Source organism: Rhizobium sp. P2_G2, assembly GCF_056403555.1.
On sequence record NZ_JBFUFF010000010.1, the window covers coordinates 70,073 to 86,535 of the forward strand.

Annotated in this window: 17 protein-coding genes; 9 read left to right on the forward strand and 8 right to left on the reverse strand. The window is 60.0% G+C overall.

Features of this window, described 5'->3' with window-relative positions; translation table 11 throughout:
* Window positions 1–31 precede the first annotated feature (31 nt).
* From AC1D06_RS10870 to AC1D06_RS10895, 6 genes are all read left to right on the forward strand, one after another.
* Window positions 32–661, forward strand: a complete 630-nt coding sequence (locus tag AC1D06_RS10870; protein WP_477986243.1) for a DUF6656 family protein — start codon at window positions 32–34, stop codon at window positions 659–661.
* A gap of 55 nt (window positions 662–716) precedes the next feature.
* A complete protein-coding gene (locus tag AC1D06_RS10875) occupies window positions 717–1,001 on the forward strand; it encodes a type II toxin-antitoxin system TacA family antitoxin (RefSeq protein ID WP_477986244.1) in 285 nt (94 codons plus the stop codon).
* Between the two features lie 40 nt (window positions 1,002–1,041).
* Window positions 1,042–1,560, forward strand: coding sequence for a GNAT family N-acetyltransferase (locus tag AC1D06_RS10880; protein WP_477880231.1), 519 nt, complete (start codon window positions 1,042–1,044; stop codon window positions 1,558–1,560).
* 76 nt (window positions 1,561–1,636) lie between these two features.
* Window positions 1,637–2,608: an L-threonylcarbamoyladenylate synthase gene (locus tag AC1D06_RS10885; protein WP_477986246.1), complete on the forward strand. Its 972-nt coding sequence runs from the start codon at window positions 1,637–1,639 to the stop codon at window positions 2,606–2,608.
* A gap of 36 nt (window positions 2,609–2,644) precedes the next feature.
* Entirely contained in the window at window positions 2,645–4,060 is a 1,416-nt protein-coding gene (locus tag AC1D06_RS10890; protein ID WP_477986247.1) for an FAD-binding oxidoreductase, read from the forward strand.
* On the forward strand, window positions 4,057–4,434 hold the full coding sequence (locus AC1D06_RS10895) for a winged helix-turn-helix domain-containing protein (RefSeq protein ID WP_477880237.1): 378 nt from the start codon (window positions 4,057–4,059) through the stop codon (window positions 4,432–4,434). Before AC1D06_RS10890 ends, AC1D06_RS10895 begins: the two co-directional genes overlap by 4 nt.
* Here the strand turns inward: AC1D06_RS10895 and modC are convergent.
* The 4 genes from modC to AC1D06_RS10915 all read right to left on the reverse strand — a co-directional run bounded on the left by modC (window position 4,401) and on the right by AC1D06_RS10915 (window position 9,278).
* Window positions 4,401–5,504: a molybdenum ABC transporter ATP-binding protein gene (modC, locus tag AC1D06_RS10900; RefSeq protein WP_477986249.1), complete on the reverse strand. Its 1,104-nt coding sequence runs from the start codon at window positions 5,502–5,504 to the stop codon at window positions 4,401–4,403. The two genes, AC1D06_RS10895 and modC, sit on opposite strands and share 34 nt — an antisense overlap.
* Window positions 5,501–6,196: a molybdate ABC transporter permease subunit gene (modB, locus tag AC1D06_RS10905; RefSeq protein WP_477986251.1), complete on the reverse strand. Its 696-nt coding sequence runs from the start codon at window positions 6,194–6,196 to the stop codon at window positions 5,501–5,503. Before modB ends, modC begins: the two co-directional genes overlap by 4 nt.
* A 43-nt stretch (window positions 6,197–6,239) precedes the next feature.
* Entirely contained in the window at window positions 6,240–7,022 is a 783-nt protein-coding gene (gene modA, locus AC1D06_RS10910) for a molybdate ABC transporter substrate-binding protein (RefSeq protein WP_477986252.1), read from the reverse strand.
* Between the two features lie 90 nt (window positions 7,023–7,112).
* Window positions 7,113–9,278, reverse strand: a complete 2,166-nt coding sequence (locus AC1D06_RS10915) for a DUF1217 domain-containing protein (protein ID WP_477986253.1) — start codon at window positions 9,276–9,278, stop codon at window positions 7,113–7,115.
* Between the two features lie 295 nt (window positions 9,279–9,573).
* On the opposite strand from AC1D06_RS10915, the gene AC1D06_RS10920 reads away from it, so the two are divergent.
* Window positions 9,574–10,140 carry a DUF6101 family protein gene (locus AC1D06_RS10920; RefSeq protein ID WP_477880249.1) on the forward strand — a complete coding sequence of 189 codons (567 nt, stop codon included), beginning with the start codon at window positions 9,574–9,576 and terminating at the stop codon, window positions 10,138–10,140.
* 68 nt (window positions 10,141–10,208) lie between these two features.
* On the opposite strand, the gene AC1D06_RS10925 is transcribed toward AC1D06_RS10920, so the two are convergent.
* From AC1D06_RS10925 to AC1D06_RS10940, 4 genes are all read right to left on the reverse strand, one after another.
* Window positions 10,209–12,050: a hypothetical protein gene (locus AC1D06_RS10925; RefSeq protein ID WP_477986254.1), complete on the reverse strand. Its 1,842-nt coding sequence runs from the start codon at window positions 12,048–12,050 to the stop codon at window positions 10,209–10,211.
* Between the two features lie 221 nt (window positions 12,051–12,271).
* On the reverse strand, window positions 12,272–12,424 hold the full coding sequence (locus AC1D06_RS10930) for a hypothetical protein (RefSeq protein WP_477880253.1): 153 nt from the start codon (window positions 12,422–12,424) through the stop codon (window positions 12,272–12,274).
* A gap of 42 nt (window positions 12,425–12,466) precedes the next feature.
* Window positions 12,467–13,420, reverse strand: a complete 954-nt coding sequence (ubiA, locus tag AC1D06_RS10935; RefSeq protein WP_477986255.1) for a 4-hydroxybenzoate octaprenyltransferase — start codon at window positions 13,418–13,420, stop codon at window positions 12,467–12,469.
* 49 nt (window positions 13,421–13,469) lie between these two features.
* Window positions 13,470–14,270, reverse strand: coding sequence for a MipA/OmpV family protein (locus tag AC1D06_RS10940; protein WP_477880257.1), 801 nt, complete (start codon window positions 14,268–14,270; stop codon window positions 13,470–13,472).
* A 199-nt stretch (window positions 14,271–14,469) separates the two neighbouring features.
* On the opposite strand from AC1D06_RS10940, the gene purD reads away from it, so the two are divergent.
* Together purD and AC1D06_RS10950 are read left to right on the forward strand one after the other, a co-directional pair.
* The gene (purD, locus tag AC1D06_RS10945) at window positions 14,470–15,747 is read left to right on the forward strand and encodes a phosphoribosylamine--glycine ligase (RefSeq protein ID WP_477986287.1); all 1,278 of its coding nucleotides are present in this window, start codon (window positions 14,470–14,472) and stop codon (window positions 15,745–15,747) included.
* 84 nt (window positions 15,748–15,831) lie between these two features.
* A complete protein-coding gene (locus AC1D06_RS10950) occupies window positions 15,832–16,461 on the forward strand; it encodes a plant virulence effector HPE1-like domain-containing protein (RefSeq protein WP_477880259.1) in 630 nt (209 codons plus the stop codon).
* Window positions 16,462–16,463: the final 2 nt, after the last annotated feature.

Below are 16,463 nucleotides of genomic sequence, written 5' to 3' on the forward strand. Positions count from 1 at the left end.
AAACTATGTTAAGTTTCTTGGGACTAGGCTGATGCAAGAACAGTCCAACGCGCTTTTAAACGACATGGCAGCTGAATTGCGCTATTTCGAATCGGAGACCCGGACGAGAGCCCTAGTGCCGAAGGAATCCGAATTCCTGCGGACAGGCCGCATCGACCGCAACAGGCCGAACTGGGATATCATCCGCAAGCGCTACCTCTCCTACGAAGAGGTGGCCGAGCGGACGGGCAAATATCTCAATCTTGTCGGCGACAAGACGCATGAGCGGCTTAACAATTTCCACAAATCGATCCAGTTCCCCAAGGTCGTGTTCCACCGCACGCTGAAGGGCACGCCGCATCTCGGTTATTGTCATGTGACGCTGGCGAAGACGGATTTCGCCGAGTTCAAGGACATCCGCTGGTCCTTCTACATCGCCAATTTCTTCGCCGACATCGCCGCCGACGAACTGGCTTTCGAGAAGATCAACATGCGCGCCACGCGCATGTATTTCGCCATCGCGCTGGAAAAGGACGAGGAGCAGAAGAAGCTCGCAGTCAACAAGAACGTGCGCGGCGACGGCATCCTCTTCCGCACCGACGATCCCAAAGCAGCAATGAGGAACGTGCTGATGCTGGGGGCGAAGCACGACGTGCTTAGGAAGATCATCCGGAGCTTGTGAAATGCGGCGCTGGGATGTATATCATTCTGCAATACAGATTACAGAATGAATGATCATGTCCACATCTTCGGCAAAGCGTGATGTCGCTGTTTCGATGCGGCTGCGGGAAGACGACCTCGATCTCATCGATCGCGGCGCGCTGCTGAGCGGCCTGTCCCGCACCGAGTTCATGCGGAAGGCTGCACTACAGGAGGCGCAGCTTGCCATACTGAACGAGACCGTCATCCGCGTCTCGCCCGATGCATTTGAGACCTTTACAGAAAGCTTGCGCGAGCCACTGGCTTCCGCACCCGCCAAGCTGGCTGAAAGGCTTGCAAGACAGGCCCCCTGGAAGGAATGAGTAAGCCGGGCAATAACGTCGGCGCCATCTGGACGTCGTCATGACCCCGCAGCCGCAACTTTTTTCCGCTCCGCGCTTGCTCGAAGCGCACCATGATACCAGCCGCTTCGATTGCGACAAGCCGGCGCTGAATGAATGGTTGCGCAAGCATGCTCTCGCCAATCAGCGAAACGGTTTCACACGCGTACTGGTCGCGTTGGCGGGAGAAGAAATTGCCGGCTTCTACGGGCTGGCGCCGACCGAGGTGCTGCCGGCGTCTCTTTCTCGCAGCGTCCGCACCGGACAGCATCCCCAGCGTATTCCCGCCATTCTCGTCGGCCAACTGGCGGTCGACAAGGCTTTCATGGGCATGGGCCTCGGCAGCGCGCTTTTGAAGCATGCCCTTCAACGAAGTTTGCAAGCAGCCGAGATCATTGGCGGCCGGGTGGTTGTGGTGAAGGCTATTGATCGCGAGGCCGAGGCTTACTGGCAGTCGAATGGCTTTGTACCGATGGGTGATGATCCCGCGATTCTCTATCGCTCTATTCAGACAATTGCGGCTTGGCTGAAAGGCGTCTGATAAGCTTGGTGAACAAGATACGTTGGAATCTTGTGCAGAGCGCGTTAACAGTCTCCCGAGTGCGAGATAATTTGGAATGGCCGAACTGATCGATATCGAGATGGAGCCCGAGCGGGCGCGTGCCGAGGGCTGCCGCGTGCTGGCGGCTGGTGAACCAATCGCCATTCCCACCGAAACAGTCTATGGGCTGGCGGCCGACGCCACCAATCCGGCGGCAATTTCGCGGATCTACGAGGTCAAGGGCAGGCCGCGTTTCAATCCGCTGATCGCACATATGTCGGGGCTGGAGATGGCGGAGCAGCATGCGGTTTTCGATCCTATGTCGCGGGCGCTGGCCGAGGCTTTCTGGCCGGGGCCGCTAACGTTGGTTCTGCCGCTCAAGCCGGAAAGCACGATCCACGAACTCTGCACCGCAGGACTGCCAACCGTGGGCATTCGTGTTCCCAAGGGATTTGCCGGCCTGCTGATTTCGGCCTTTGGCAAGCCTCTCGCTGCGCCAAGCGCAAACACGTCGGGTCGGATCAGCCCTACATCGGCGCAGCATGTGGCAGCAGATCTGGGTGGCAGGGTCGAACTGATCCTCGATGGCGGTGCAGCCGGCGTCGGCGTGGAAAGCACGATCATCAAGGTCGAGGGCGACAGGGTCCGGCTGCTCAGGCCAGGCGGGCTTGATGTCGCGGAGATCGAGAAGGTGCTCGGTGTTGGCGTCGAGCGCTCCGACCATGCTGAGGCGATCGAGGCGCCGGGCATGCTCGCCTCGCACTACGCGCCTGACGCGCGGGTGCGGATGAATGTCGACACGGTGCGGGACGGCGAGGTGTTCGTCAATTTCGGCAACCAGGCGGTTCCCGGGACGGATGGGGCGGCATCGAAGTTCAATCTCAGCCCGACCGGCGACTTGCGCGAAGCGGCGGCGAATCTCTTCGCCATCATGAAGAAAGCCGATGCCATGGATGCCGCATCGATCGCCTTTGCGCCGGTGCCGACGGAAGGGCTGGGCGAGGCGATCAACGACCGGCTGATGCGGGCGGCGGCGCCGAGAGAGTAAGATATCAAATGATATTCGCGGCTGAGGGGTTTGCACATGGACAGTTCGCTCATTTCCCGTTTCGCTGCCATTGTCGGCGAAGCCAACGCGATCACCGATCAGGCCGAAATCGCGCCGCACCTTACAGAAACCCGCGGGCTCTATCACGGGGCCTCCCCTCTCCTGCTGAAACCTGGCAGCACGGCCGAGGTGGCGTCTATCATGGCGCTCGCCACCGAGACGAAGACGCCGATCGTGCCGCAATCGGGCAATACCGGTCATGTCGGCGGACAGACGCCGCGTGACGGCAGGAGCGACGTGCTGTTGACGCTGTCGCGCATGAACAAGGTGCGCGAGGTCGACAGCTCGGCCAACGCCCTGACCATCGATGCCGGCTGTATCCTCGACAATATCCACAAGGTGGCGGAAGAGCATGACCGGCTTTTTCCACTATCGCTCGGCTCGCAGGGAAGCTGCCAGATCGGCGGCAATCTTTCCACCAATGCCGGCGGCACGCAGGTGCTCGCCTATGGCAATATGCGGCAGCTCTGCCTCGGTCTCGAAGTCGTGTTGCCAACGGGCGAGATCTGGGGGGGGTTGAGGAAGCTCAAGAAGGACAATACCGGCTATGACCTGCGCGACCTGTTCATCGGCGCGGAGGGGACGCTCGGGGTCATCACCGGTGCCGTGCTAAAACTCTTTCCGAGGCCACGTGGGCATCAGGTCGCCTTTGTTGGCCTCGAAAGTGCCAAGGATGCACTGAAATTCTTGGAGACGGCCACGTCGACCTGCGGCACGTCGCTGACCGGCTTCGAACTCATGGTGCGGCTCGGCGTCGAATTCACCATCCGGCACATCCCTGATGTCCGCGATCCACTGGCAGAGACCTATCCCTGGTACGTGCTGGTCGACATCTCCACATTCGACAGCGAAGAGAGCGCCGCGCGGATGCTGCAGACGCTGCTCGAAGGCGCCTTTACTGCCGGCATCATCAAGGATGCGGCGATCGCCGCCTCGACGGCGCAGGCGCGGGCCTTCTGGCATCTGCGCGAAAGCATGTCGGAGGCACAGAAGCCGGAAGGTGGGTCGATCAAGCACGATGTCTCCGTGCCCGTCTCCTCCATTCCGGCTTTCATGCGGGCGGCCGAGAAAGCGGTGCTGGCCTACATGCCCGGCGTCCGCGTCTGCGCTTTCGGGCATCTGGGCGACGGCAATATTCATTACAACATTTCCCAGCCGATCGGCGCCGACAAGGCTGAATTCATCGGCAAGTGGCGGGAGGTGAACGAGATCGTGCATGGGCTGGTCCTGTCCTTCGGCGGCTCGATCTCGGCGGAACACGGCATCGGCCAGTTGAAGCGCGACGAACTCGCCTCGATCCGGCCGGCGATTGAGATCGACCTGATGCGGCGGATCAAATATGCCTTCGATCCGGCCGGCATCATGAATCCGGACAAGGTGATCCGCTGGTGAGCCGGGCGATCAGAACCAATCTCCGCTTCACTTTTCCGGGCGGTGCGCCGCTGAGCCATGGCAAGGCGGAACTGATGGAACTGATCCGCGAGACCGGCTCGATCCGCCAGGCGGCGGCGCGCATGGACATGTCTTATCGGCGCGGCTGGCTGCTTGTCGACGAACTCAACCGCATGTTCCGCGAACCGGCAATCGAAACGAAGAAAGGCGGCAAGAGCGGCGGCGGTGCGGGTCTCACGCCGTTCGGCGAGACGCTGCTGAAGCGCTTCCGCGACATGGAAAAGCACACCGCAAAGGCACTCAAGTCGGACCTGGACTGGCTTGAGGAAAATGCCAGGCCTCAGGAGGAGACTTCTGGCCGCGCGGAGGAGTGAAACACGCTGGCGCTGTCGACGGTGACAGCCTTGAACAGTGCATGCACCCTGCGGCCCGGCGCCAGCGCCAATCGCTCGGCCGAGAGCAAGGTAATGCGCGACACCAGCCGCTGGCCCGCACAGTCGAGTGTCACCTGCACATAAGGGCCACTTGTGTCGACAGCCGTCACTGTACCTGCCAGGTCGTTCAGCGCGCTGATATCGGCCGGCTTTTCCAGCGCCAGCATGATGTCAGTGGCCGGCACACGGAACCGCACCGGAGTGCCAACGGGAAGATCGACCAATTGCAGCGTGACCACGTTCGAGCCCACCTGCGCGAGGCTGAGCCCATAGCTGGGCTGGTGCTCGATCAACCGGCCTTCGAGGATCGATTGCGGCGCGATTGCTTCGGGCATGCTGGCCGCATCCGGAAAGATGTCCACCGGCTTTCCGGCGGCCTTGACCTTGCCCTCCTCAAGCAGCACGACACGGGTCGCCAGCCTAGCCACCTCGTCGATCGCATGGCTGACATAGATGATCGGAATTTTGATCTCGTCGCGGATGCGCTCGATATAGGGCAGGATTTCCTGCTTGCGGGCACGGTCGAGTGCAGAAAGCGGCTCGTCCATCAGGATCAGCCGGGGTGCGGCGAGCAGCGCCCGGCCGATCGCCACCCGCTGCTTCTCGCCGCCCGAGAGCGTGGATGGACGGTCGCCGAGCAGGCGGGAAATGCCAAGCAGCGAGACAACCTCTTCCTCGCTGATGCTGCGTTCCGCCTTCGGCGCAAAGAAGCGGCCATAGAGCAGATTCTGCCGCGCAGTCAGATGCGGAAAAAGCCGGCCCTCCTGGAAGACATAGCCGATATGGCGGTGATGCGGCGGCACGAAAATGCGTTGGTCAGTGTCGCTCCAGATGGTCTTGCCGAAGCAGATCCGGGCATCGTCGGGACGGCTGAGGCCGGCAATCATCTGCACCAGCGTCGTCTTGCCGGAGCCGGAGGGGCCGAACAGTGCAGTGACGCCCTCGCCAGCCTCGAAATGGGCGTCGAGAATGAAATCCCCTTGGCGATGCAGAACCGAGACCGAGATCATGCCGTCGTCCCTACCCTGCGGGCGATGAAACGGGAGACGAAGCCCGACAGGAAAATTGCAGCGAAAGAGATCAGGATCGACAGCACCGTCAGCCGCCAGGCCTCGGGTTCGCCATCCGGATCCTGCAGTGCCGCGCTGATCGCCGAGGCCATGGTCTGCGTCTCGCCGGGTATGGCGGAAACGAAGGTGATCGTCGCGCCGAACTCGCCCAGCGAGCGGGCGAAAGCCAGAACCGTACCGGCAATGATGCCCGGCAGCGCCAACGGCAGCGTGACGGTGAAGAATACCCAGAACGGACTAGCGCCGAGGGTGCCGGCGGCCGACTCCAATTTTCGGTCGATCGCCTCCATGGAGATGCGGATCGCCTGCACCAACAACGGAAAGCCCATGACGGCGGCGGCAAGTGCCGCACCCGTCCAGCGGAACGAGAAGCTGAAATCGAAAACCGTTTGCAGGAAGATGCCAAGCGGTCCCTTGCGGCCGAAAGCCAAGAGCAACAGATAGCCCGTGACCACAGGCGGCAGGATCAGCGGCAGCGAGATGATCGCCGCCAGCAGCGATTTGCCGAAGAATTCACGCCGCGCCAGCAGCCAGGCGACGGCAATCCCGAGCGGCAGGCTGACGGAAACCGCCAGCGCCGCCACCCTGAGACTGAGTTCGATCGCTACCCATTCGGCGTCACTGAATTGCATACGCGTTCCGAGCCCTTCATGGCCGCATGAAAGGCTGTCGGTATCACGTGCCAGCCATCACCGTGAAGCCTGCCTTCTTGAAAACATCGGTTGCTTCCGCACCTCTCAAGAAATCGAAGAATTCCTTGGTAGCGGGGCTCTTCGACGCAGCGATCGGCGCTGCCGGATAGACGATAGGCTTGTGGCTCTCCTCGCCGAAATAATCGACCACCTTCACGCCCTTGTCCGCCTTGGCGTCGGTCTCGTAGACAATGCCGAGCGGGGCTTCGCCTGTCGTGACCAGCTTCAGCGCCGAACGAACGTTGTCGGCAAAGGCTGCCTTCTTCTCGGCATCCTTCCAGACACCGTAATATTCCAGCGCGTCCTTGCCATAGGTGCCGGCCGGCACGCTCTTGATCTCGCCCATGGCGAGACGGCTGTCGCCGAGCGCCTTAACCAAGTCGAAACCCTTGCCGATCTTGAGGCTGATCTTGGAATCTTTGGCCGCAACCAGAACGAGGCGGTTGCCGAGCAGGTCGACGGCCTGGTCCTTCTTCACTGCGCCGGCCTTGACGACATAGTCCATCCATTTCTTGTCGGCAGAGATGAAGATGTCGGCCGGAGCGGCGGCCTCAATCTGCTTGGCGAGCGGGCCACTGGCGGCATAGGAAATCGAAACCGTGTTGCCGCTCTTCTTTTCGTAGAGCTTGGCGACGGCGTCCAACGAGCCCTTGAGGCTGGCGGCGGCAAAGACGATCAGCTTTTCGGCTGCAGCCGCAGGCAGTGCGACGGCGAGGCTCATCGACACCGCGGCGGCGGCGGAGAGCAGGAATGAACGGCGGAACATAAAAATCTCCCTTATCGTGATATTGGGAGAGATATAACGGCTCCAGCACAAAAGCAATCGCCGCGGAGCGAGAGGGAAGACTTTGCGATCTCAGTTCTTGAGCTGAGCGACCGCGAGCAGCGTGTCGGCGCTGATGCCGGCCGAGGACGAACCGCCGAACAGCGACAGGACCGGGTCCTGCGTGGTGTCGTTGGCCACGTCGTACATGGCAGTGAAGCGGGAGATGAACTGCTTGAGCTTATCGGGGTTCTGCAGATCATCGAGCTTGAGGTATTTGTCGACCAGTGCCTTCTGCTTATCGACGTCCATGGAGGACATTTCTGCGGGCAGGTCGAATGTGGTGCGGAAAACTTCGAGCAATGCGGTGTCGCCGAGGACATCGTAACCCGAATTGAGCGTTGGCAGCTTGCGCTCGAAATAGAGCGCCAGGCGCGCGCCGGGACTGTCGTCGCCCACCTGTTCTTCGAGGTTCTGCTGCAGATACATGTATTCGGTTTGCATCTGGCCGAATTTGCCCTGGATACCGGTGTCGCGCGAGGCGATGTTGCCTTTGCTGTCGAAATTGAAGGAGTCGACGATCTCGATGAAACGATGGTCCGTCTGCTGGTTGGCAAAACTTTTGGGATCGTTGAGATCGGAAGCGAACAGCTTCTTCATGAAATCGTCATCGGCAGTCTTCGGGTCGATACCCTTGGATTGCAGCACGAAATCCACCAGCTTGCGGTTCGACAGAAAGTCCTTGACCGTCTTCACGCCCTGAATGGCCGACGTGTAGGCGCTCGCGTCCTTGGTCGCCTGGGTCTTTTGGTCGTCATGGCCGAAACGCGTCTTGCGCACGACATATTCCGAAGCGATCTGCTGCATGATCTGCTGGGACTGGGCGAGCAACGGCGCTGCCTTGTTACCCTTGGAGTCGAAATTGAAGTCCGCGGCCATATCGGTATAGCGCTTGTCTTTTTGCGCATTGGCGAAGCTTTTCGGATCGCTCAAGTCGCTTTCGACGGCCTTCTCGAAAGTCTTCTGCGTCGTCGTTTGCGGGTCGAAGCCGAAGGCGGTGAGGATGAAGTCATACAGCTTGCCGGTGCCCTCGATGTCCTTGACGCTGTTCATCGAGCCGATATTGTTCTTGTAATAAGTATAGAGGCCTTCGTCGGCGGTCTCGTCGGCATTGTCGTATTTCTGTATATAGAGATCGGAGGTCGTGGCAATCTGAGCCGCCGTCTGGGCCGCGGCGCCCTTGATCGTGCCGTCCGTATTGAAATTGAAGGCCTTGACCAGGGTCTCATAGGCCGAGCCACCCATTGTCGTGGCGTAGTTGTTGGGGTCGCTCAGGTCGCTGGTCAAGATGTTCTTGATCGTGCTCGTTAGGCTGATCTTGGTCAGGTCATATGCCGTTTTGATATAGTCGAGCATCCGCGGGTCTTTGACCAGATCGTCGACATTGGTGATCGAGCCGATATGGGCTTCGAAATAAGCCTTGTTGAGGTTGGCGCCCGCAGCGGTCAGCCGCGTCGGCACCGTGAACGTGTAGGCTTCCACTGTTGCCGTCGTCTGGTCGGCGGTCTGTGCGGTCTTGCCACTGTCGAGCGTGCCGGAGGAATTGAAGTTGAAAGCCTTGGCCATCGCCTGGTAGGAGGACTTTTGCGGCGAATCCATCGTGTTGACGTAGCTGTTAGGATCGTTGACGTCGCTGGTCAGGACCTTGGTCAGGAAGTCCTTGCTCCAATAGGGCGTGTCGACGCCATAAGCTTTGAGCGCATAGGTGCGCAGGCCCTCGTTGTTGAGGAGATCGTCGACCGATTTGACGTTGGCGATACCGGCCTTGAATTCGGTGTTGGCCGAATCCACGGCATCCGACTGGTCCTGGATCGTCTGCTTATAATGAGAAATGACGTCGTCGGTCTGGCTGCTGGTCTGAGTCGTCGTCGTTTCAGACGAGAACTGAAAGGCCTCTGCGAATTTGCGATAGCGATCGTCCGCCAGTTTGTTGGCAAAGGAGTTGGTGTCGTTGAGATCGCTCTGCAAGACCTTCTTCATGAAGGCCGTCGCATAGGTCATATCCTCGAGGCCGTAGGCCTTCATCGCGACGGAGAACAGGCGATAGTTGCCGACGAAATCGTCGACTGTTTTCATCTTGCCGATATTGTCTTTGTAATATTGCTCGTCACGCGCAATTTCCGGCGTCTTGCCGATACGGTCGAGCTGGCCCTTCATGTCGCGCGCGACCTGATTGTAGGTGATGAATGTCGAGACCATGGCAGGAACCGGTGCAATAGGACGATGTCCTCATTTTCGCATAAAGTTCTTATCCGAAACTTACCCAGGCATGCTGTCGAGACCGTCAATAGGATTGATAGACTTGGCTGAACGGCATTCACGAATTGCAAACTCAATCGCCTGGGAAACTGCTAACCATCAGACGAGGCAAAATTTTCTTAACCGAGATTTTTAAGCCGCGCCAAATATACCTCCCCTATTGTCGACCCATCAAAGAGGACGCGAAGTCCCGGATGAACGAGAGATGATCTCTCATCAAAACAGGGTCGAAATCATGCCAAACACCGTCACTCAACCTACTTGGGCCACAGATATATTGAGGCTCGATCCGGGTCTTTTCCCACAGCAGATCAGCTACAAGCTGCATGCTTCGGCCGAGACCGTGACCGCCACACTTGATGAACGCGGTGCGATCATGCGCCGGATCCTACCATCCAGCGGCCTGCCGCTGACCATCGCCCTGCCAGCCCGCGTCTTTGTCGGAGTCGCCGCCCGGGCGATCGACCACGGCAATGGTGAAGTCACCGTAACGCTGGAACTTCATCATCCTGATCCGAACCTCTGCGTTCCGCTGCTCGTCGCCCATGATCTCTACGACATCGCGGCCGACTGGCGTGCATGGTCGGATGCCTACCGCATTCCGATGCTGATGGTCGAGGCCGACGGGGTTGCCCGCCAGCTCGACGAGCACCTGCTGACCGTCGGCAGCAAGCCGCCAAAGCCGCGCCGCCGCCACTCCTATTTCGTCGACCGCCGGCCTCGCTTCCTCGTGCGCCGCAAGACCGGCCCGCTCGGCGTCCGTATGAAGATCGAAGGCCGCGAAATCTTCGCTCGCCTCTGAGCGCGGTTTTAACAAATATCAAAAAAAATGGCGCCATCCGGCGCCATTTCTCGTTTTTGGAATTGCTTTCAAAGGATAAAGTTGGACGAAGTCAGGTCCAGCGCGTGGTTGAGCTTGATCTGCATGTCAGCCGTACCGTCGCCATTCGTGTCAATCTGAACCAGGGTGTCGTCGGCTTCCTTGACGTAACGGACACTCGCTTCACCGCCCCCGGCAAAGGCATCCGTGCCCTTGAAGATAAATTCGTCGCCGAGTGCCGACAGATCGAGCTTGTCGTCGGCGACAGTGAAATCGGTGATGAAATCGAAACTGTCGGTGCCGTTGCTTTCGCCCTTGGCAGTGTAAGCGAAGACATCGTGGCCGGTGCCACCGGTCAGCGTGTCCGTACCCAGACCGCCGGTGATCGTATCATCGCCAGCGCCGCCGGTGATCGTGTCGACGCCCGCCCCGCCAGCGATAATGTCATTGCCATTGCCGCCATCGAGGGTGTCGGTGCCGCCGCCAACGGTAATCGTGTCGTCTCCATCGCCACCGGCGACCGTATTGTTGCCAGTTCCGCCATCGATATGGTCGTTGCCGCTGCCACCGTTGATCACATCGTTGCCGCTGCCGCCGGTGATCGTGTCGGTGCCGCTTCCACCTGTAATCGTATTGGTGCCATCGCCGCCGTGGAGGACGTTGTTACCGTCGCCTCCAGTGATCACATCATTGCCTGATCCACCAGTGATCTTGTCGTCGCCGGCCCCGCCGGTCATTGTATTGTTGCCGTCACCGCCATCGATGACGTTGTTACCGTCGCCGCCAGTGATCACGTCATTGCCGGAGCCACCGGTTATGCTGTCGTCCCCGGCCCCGCCGGTCATGGTATTGTTGCCGGCACCGCCGTCGATGACGTTGTTGCCGTCGCCACCATCGATCGTATCGTTACCGTCGCCGCCGTTGATCGTGTCGTTGCCGGCTGCGCCGGTCAAATGATCATCGCCGGTGCCGCCCGCGAGCACATCATTGCCGTCGCCACCCGCCAATGTATCGTTGCCATCGCCACCCGACAGGCTGTTATTGGCAGCGTCGCCGGTGATCGTGTCGTTACCGACAGAGCCAAAGATATTCTCGACATTGTGGAACGTCACATCGCCGCCATAGACGCCGAGATCGATGTCTCCACCGAGTGCGATCGTGAAACCGGAACCACGGCTCAGGTGCAACGTGTTGTCACCGTCGCCACCGTCAACGTAGAAATGGTCGAACTTGGTGGCATTGTGATTGTCGATGCTTCCGAGATAGATCTGGTCATCGCCGCCACCCAGATTCATATCGCGGTAAAAGCCGTTAAGCTGGATGTTGTTGGCCTTGTCGTCGAAGCTGTGTTCGAGATAGCGCTGGGTATAAAACAGACCTAACTGCGTGAAATACACACGCAGTTCGTCGAAGGAGTACATTTTCGGCTCTGCGCCGGTCCAATCGTTGTCGAAGTCCTTCGGCACCGCATCGCCGGAATTGCCACCGGCGGCGGTGGAAGAAGATGCGTCCTGAGCCGCCTCTTCAGCGCTCGCATGACTGGTCGCTATTGCAGCCTGCTGGTCGACCGTATCCTGAATACTGGTTTCCTTCTTGGCTTCGGCGCTGGAAGCACTATCCGCCGTCGGATCGCTGAGGTCGACCATGGCCGTCTGGTCGATACCTGAATAAGGCGTCTCATGAGAGGCGTCGTCGGAAACAATGCTGCCGCCATCGCCATCGGAAGCCTGATCGGAACTGTCGTTGAAATAGGCATACTTGCCGAAATCAAAGCTCGATGTCTCGAGCGTATCCATCTTCTCGGCGAGCCACTGTTCGCCATGGTCCTGCGCGAGCTGCGCGAAGTAGGGTATCTTCATCAAAGAGGCCATGAACTGGGTATTGTCGGACATAAAGTGCCTAGCTCCCGCAGGGGTCAAATCAGCGGACGGCCGAATCTTTCACAAGGGGTCCGGCCCGTCAATTTTAAGATGCAGTGCTTCGACTTATTTTACGTTACTGTTGCGATATGACACTGATTTGAACTTTCCGTATCATAATCTGCAGCAAACGCATAGCCGATGTTCCCCAAGTAACAGCCTTTCCTGGTGCCGGACTTTAGTCTTGGGATTGCTCACTTGATCGCGGTCCAACGACCAGCGGTCGGCGGGAAGCCCGGCTGACCTTGTCCCGCAGCCGGGCTTTCCGTTTGGTGCTTTGTTTTGCGCATGTCTTTGTCGCGAAACCGGTGACCACTTTCGCGAGACATGCGCTCTGTTTTGCGCATGTCTTCATCCCGAAGCCAGAGACCACTTTCGGGAAACATGCGCTACGCAAAGGGAATGGCGAGTGTCAGCCCGGCGAAAATCACGATGCCGACCGTGCCGTTGAACTTGAAGAGTTCAAGACATTGAGCCGGGTCGCGAATGTCCAGCGCCAGCAACTGGTAGCCGAACATGAAGGCTGCGACGATAAGTCCGAGCCAGCCGAGGAAACTGATACCGGCGGCGATGAAGGCGATGGCGGCAAAGACAAGCGTCGCGGCAAAGAAGATGGCCAGCCACAGCTTGGTGCTTTCACCGAAGAGCCGTGCCGTGGAGCGCACGCCGACGATGGCGTCGTCCTCCTTGTCCTGATGCGCATAGATCGTGTCGTAGCCGATCGTCCAGCAGATCGCCGCGAGATAGAGCGCGACGGAAGCAAGGGAAATCGTGCCGAACACCGCTGCCCAACCCATCAAGGCGCCCCAGGAGAAGGCAAGGCCGAGAAAGAATTGCGGCCAGTCGGTAAAGCGCTTGGCGAAAGGATAGATGGCGACGATCCCCAGCGACAGAACGCCAAGGAAAATGCTGAACCAGTTGAAGCAGAGAAGCACGACCAGTCCCACCAGCGCCTGCAGCACGAGGAAGATTTTGGCCTGCGACCGGCTCACGCGGCCCGACGGCAAAGGCCGCGACCGGGTGCGGGCGACCTGCATGTCGATCTCCTCATCGACCAGGTCGTTATAAGTGCAGCCGGCGCCGCGCATGGCGACCGCGCCGAGGAAGAACAGGACGAGATGCCAGACGAATGGCACGAAGACCGGCTGGCCAAGTTCGCGGGCAGCGTTGGCGGCAAGGGCAGCCGACCAGAAGCAGGGCCACATCAGCAACTGCCAGCCGATCGGACGGTCCCAGCGCGCCAATTGCGCATAGGGCCAGAGCGCACGCGGCAGCGCGCGATAAACCCAGTTGTTGGATGGCGCGTCGGCGACGCGGCCGCTGTCTGTGGATGAAAAGCTCATGGCCTATCGGATAACGCCTGGCGCGCGCCAGTCAAGTAGGCCAAACGGTTCAGGGCAGCGTGAAGCCGAACTTGTAGGTCGTGGACAGCCCGATCACGAACTGGTTGCGTGAGCCGCGCTCGGTGACAAGGCTCGAATCGCCGGCATCGCCGAGCAGCCGCTTATATTCGGCAAAGGCGGAGCTCTCGATCTTGTCGGTRGCCTGCCAGGTGACCGCGCCACCGAAGCCGGCCGATTCCAGCCCGGCTTTCGGGTTGAATTGCGACAGGCCGGATTTCTTCGATTGCTTGGCGTTCACCCCGTAATAGGCGTCCATATACTGGTTCGAGGCGAAGGTCAGGCGCGGGCCGGCAGAAACGCGGATCGTCGGCGTAATATCGGTGAAGGCATCGGCGGAAATGTCGGCGACATTGCCGTCATAGCTGTGGATGCCATGGCGGATTTCGGCGCGGACGCGAAGCCAGTCGGTCGGATAGACTTCGCTAAACACACCTGCCTCAAGACCAAGCGGGATCGGCTTCAGCCCTTTGAGATCGCTCGACGTGTCACCATCGCGCGGCATGACCAGTTTGCCGACGATGCCGAAGCGCACTGCGCCGCTGTCATAGAGCGAGACGGCCGGATTGTCGTTGCGCGAACTGAAGCGCACCACCTGGTCCGCCTTGCCCAGCGAGATCAAGGGTTTGGCCTGGAGAAGATAGCTCTTGGCGCCCTCGTAGCGCGGCGCGACAAAACCTTCGGCGCCGATTTTCAGGTACCAGTCGCCCGACCACCAGGCGTCACCCGCATGCGCGGCAACGGGCGATGCGAGCGCCGCCCCCAGCAGACATGAAAACGCTATTTTACGCATGAGCGGTCCCCTGCACTCAAGCCGCGATCGCCGGCCCGTCGAATCCGAATGAAATCAGGGAGACCCTAACGACCTTTGGTTAGCGATTCAACAAGCAGCATGGTTAATGCGATCTCTCCACAACCGCACGAAGCATGCAGGACTTGACCTTTCGGCAAGGCATCTCTAACCCCCCAAGTCTGGAAACGAGGGCGTGGCGATGAAAGTTCTGTTGATCGGTTCGGGTGGACGCGAGCATGCGCTGGCCTGGAAAATCGCCCAATCGCCGCTGCTGACAAAACTCTATGCCGCGCCCGGCAATCCCGGCATTGCCGAACATGCGGATCTGGTCGCGCTCGATATCGACGACCATGGCGCCGTCGTCGATTTCTGCCGGAGGGCGACGATCGATTTCGTCGTCTTCGGACCGGAGGCGCCGCTGGTGGCAGGACTGAGCGACCGGCTGCGCGAGGCAGGCTTCCTGGTCTTCGGCCCTTCGCAGGCCGCCGCCCAGCTCGAAGGATCGAAGGGGTTCACCAAGGATCTTTGCGCCCGCTACGACATACCGACAGGCGCCTATCAGCGCTTCAACAATGCGCCGAAAGCAAAAGCCTATATTCGGACCCAGGGCGCACCGATCGTCATCAAGGCCGACGGGCTTGCCGCCGGCAAGGGCGTGACCGTGGCGATGACCATGGAAGAGGCGCTGGCGGCGATCGACGACTGTTTCGAAGGCGCCTTCGGCGCCGCCGGTGCGGAAGTGGTGGTGGAAGCCTTTCTCGACGGCGAGGAGGCGAGCTTCTTCGTGCTCTCGGACGGCCAGCATGCGCTGGCGCTCGCCTCCGCCCAGGACCACAAGCGGGTCGGCGACGGCGATACCGGCCCCAATACCGGCGGCATGGGCGCCTATTCCCCAGCGCCGATCATGACCGACGCCATGACTGCACGGACGATGAACGAAGTCATCGAACCGACCATCCGCGGCATGACGGAGATGGGTCATCCCTTCATCGGCGTGCTGTTTGCCGGCCTGATGATCACCGAACGCGGCCCGGAGCTGATCGAATACAATGTCCGCTTCGGCGATCCGGAGTGCCAAGTGCTGATGATGCGACTGAAATCCGATCTGCTGCCGCTGCTCCTCGCCACCGCCAGGGGCACGCTCGGAGAAATGACGGCGGAATGGCACGACGATGCGGCACTCACCGTGGTGATTGCCTCGAAGGGTTATCCGGGCTCCTATCAGAAAGGCACCGCGATTGCTGCCCTCCCCGCCGACAGCGACACCTGCCGGACATTCCATGCCGGCACCGCCGACAAGGACGGCCAGCTTGTCGCCACTGGCGGCCGCGTCCTTAATGTCACTGCGACCGGGCCGACTGTCGGCCAGGCGCAAGCGCGCGCCTATGAAGCGGTGGCAGACGTCGAATGGGAAAACGGCTTTTGCCGCCGTGACATCGGCTGGCGCGCCATCGCCCGCGAAAAGGCGGGACATTAACGCTTTCCTAACCAGTCCCGCTGACCCGATCTTAACGCATTTTTCATACACTGCGCTCTGATTGTTCAAGGGAGCAGTGTGACGATGCGTATCCTTTTGCTGGCAGGCACGATGGCAATGGCAGCCTCCGCGGCTCATGCAGGGTCGATCGAGGTCATCCGTAAAGACGATGATTCCGCCAAGAGCATCGAAAAAGTCTCCTGTCCGATCTGCGCACCGCTGAAAAAGAAGAAGGCGGAGATTGCGGAGATAAGCCTTGCGCCAGGCACCCAGAAGGTCGAAGTCAAGCAGGTCGATGGCGTGCTCAAGGTCTATCGTACCGAGGCATGGCTGGGCGGCTCGCCGGTCATCTATGTCTCCAAGGCGAGCACCGACCTGATCGATGCGAAAACCGCGCAAGTCGAACAAAAATTCACTGAGCCGGCGGCCACCGATGTGCCGAAGGACGCAGCCATCACCATCGACACCAGCACGACCTCTGCTGTGACCGCCGACATGTCACCGCCGGACCTTGGCGCCAAGGCCAGGCCTGAAGTGGCCAAGCATAGCGATCCGACCCTCAAGGCCGAAAAAGATACGGCGCTGACGATCAGCAAGGACGTGACGTCGCCGGCAATTGCCGACAAATCCGTGAGCGCCAAACCGGCGGAAAAGCCTGAAGTCGCGCAGCATTTCAATCCGCAGGGCCTTGAGCTGCGCCTGAAAGTGGATTGATC

What these genes read in the sequence shown, in the direction of transcription:
- AC1D06_RS10870 (WP_477986243.1), top strand. Translation starts at nt 32, where the DNA reads ATGCAAGAACAGTCCAACGCGCTTTTAAACGACATGGCAGCTGAATTG.
- AC1D06_RS10875 (WP_477986244.1), top strand. Translation starts at nt 717, where the DNA reads ATGTCCACATCTTCGGCAAAGCGTGATGTCGCTGTTTCGATGCGGCTG.
- AC1D06_RS10880 (WP_477880231.1), top strand. Translation starts at nt 1,042, where the DNA reads ATGACCCCGCAGCCGCAACTTTTTTCCGCTCCGCGCTTGCTCGAAGCG.
- AC1D06_RS10885 (WP_477986246.1), top strand. Translation starts at nt 1,637, where the DNA reads ATGGCCGAACTGATCGATATCGAGATGGAGCCCGAGCGGGCGCGTGCC.
- AC1D06_RS10890 (WP_477986247.1), top strand. Translation starts at nt 2,645, where the DNA reads ATGGACAGTTCGCTCATTTCCCGTTTCGCTGCCATTGTCGGCGAAGCC.
- modC (WP_477986249.1), bottom strand. Translation starts at nt 5,504, where the DNA reads ATGATCTCGGTCTCGGTTCTGCATCGCCAAGGGGATTTCATTCTCGAC.
- modB (WP_477986251.1), bottom strand. Translation starts at nt 6,196, where the DNA reads ATGCAATTCAGTGACGCCGAATGGGTAGCGATCGAACTCAGTCTCAGG.
- modA (WP_477986252.1), bottom strand. Translation starts at nt 7,022, where the DNA reads ATGTTCCGCCGTTCATTCCTGCTCTCCGCCGCCGCCGCGGTGTCGATG.
- AC1D06_RS10915 (WP_477986253.1), bottom strand. Translation starts at nt 9,278, where the DNA reads ATGGTCTCGACATTCATCACCTACAATCAGGTCGCGCGCGACATGAAG.
- AC1D06_RS10920 (WP_477880249.1), top strand. Translation starts at nt 9,574, where the DNA reads ATGCCAAACACCGTCACTCAACCTACTTGGGCCACAGATATATTGAGG.
- AC1D06_RS10925 (WP_477986254.1), bottom strand. Translation starts at nt 12,050, where the DNA reads ATGTCCGACAATACCCAGTTCATGGCCTCTTTGATGAAGATACCCTAC.
- AC1D06_RS10930 (WP_477880253.1), bottom strand. Translation starts at nt 12,424, where the DNA reads ATGCGCAAAACAGAGCGCATGTCTCGCGAAAGTGGTCACCGGTTTCGC.
- ubiA (WP_477986255.1), bottom strand. Translation starts at nt 13,420, where the DNA reads ATGAGCTTTTCATCCACAGACAGCGGCCGCGTCGCCGACGCGCCATCC.
- purD (WP_477986287.1), top strand. Translation starts at nt 14,470, where the DNA reads ATGAAAGTTCTGTTGATCGGTTCGGGTGGACGCGAGCATGCGCTGGCC.
- AC1D06_RS10950 (WP_477880259.1), top strand. Translation starts at nt 15,832, where the DNA reads ATGCGTATCCTTTTGCTGGCAGGCACGATGGCAATGGCAGCCTCCGCG.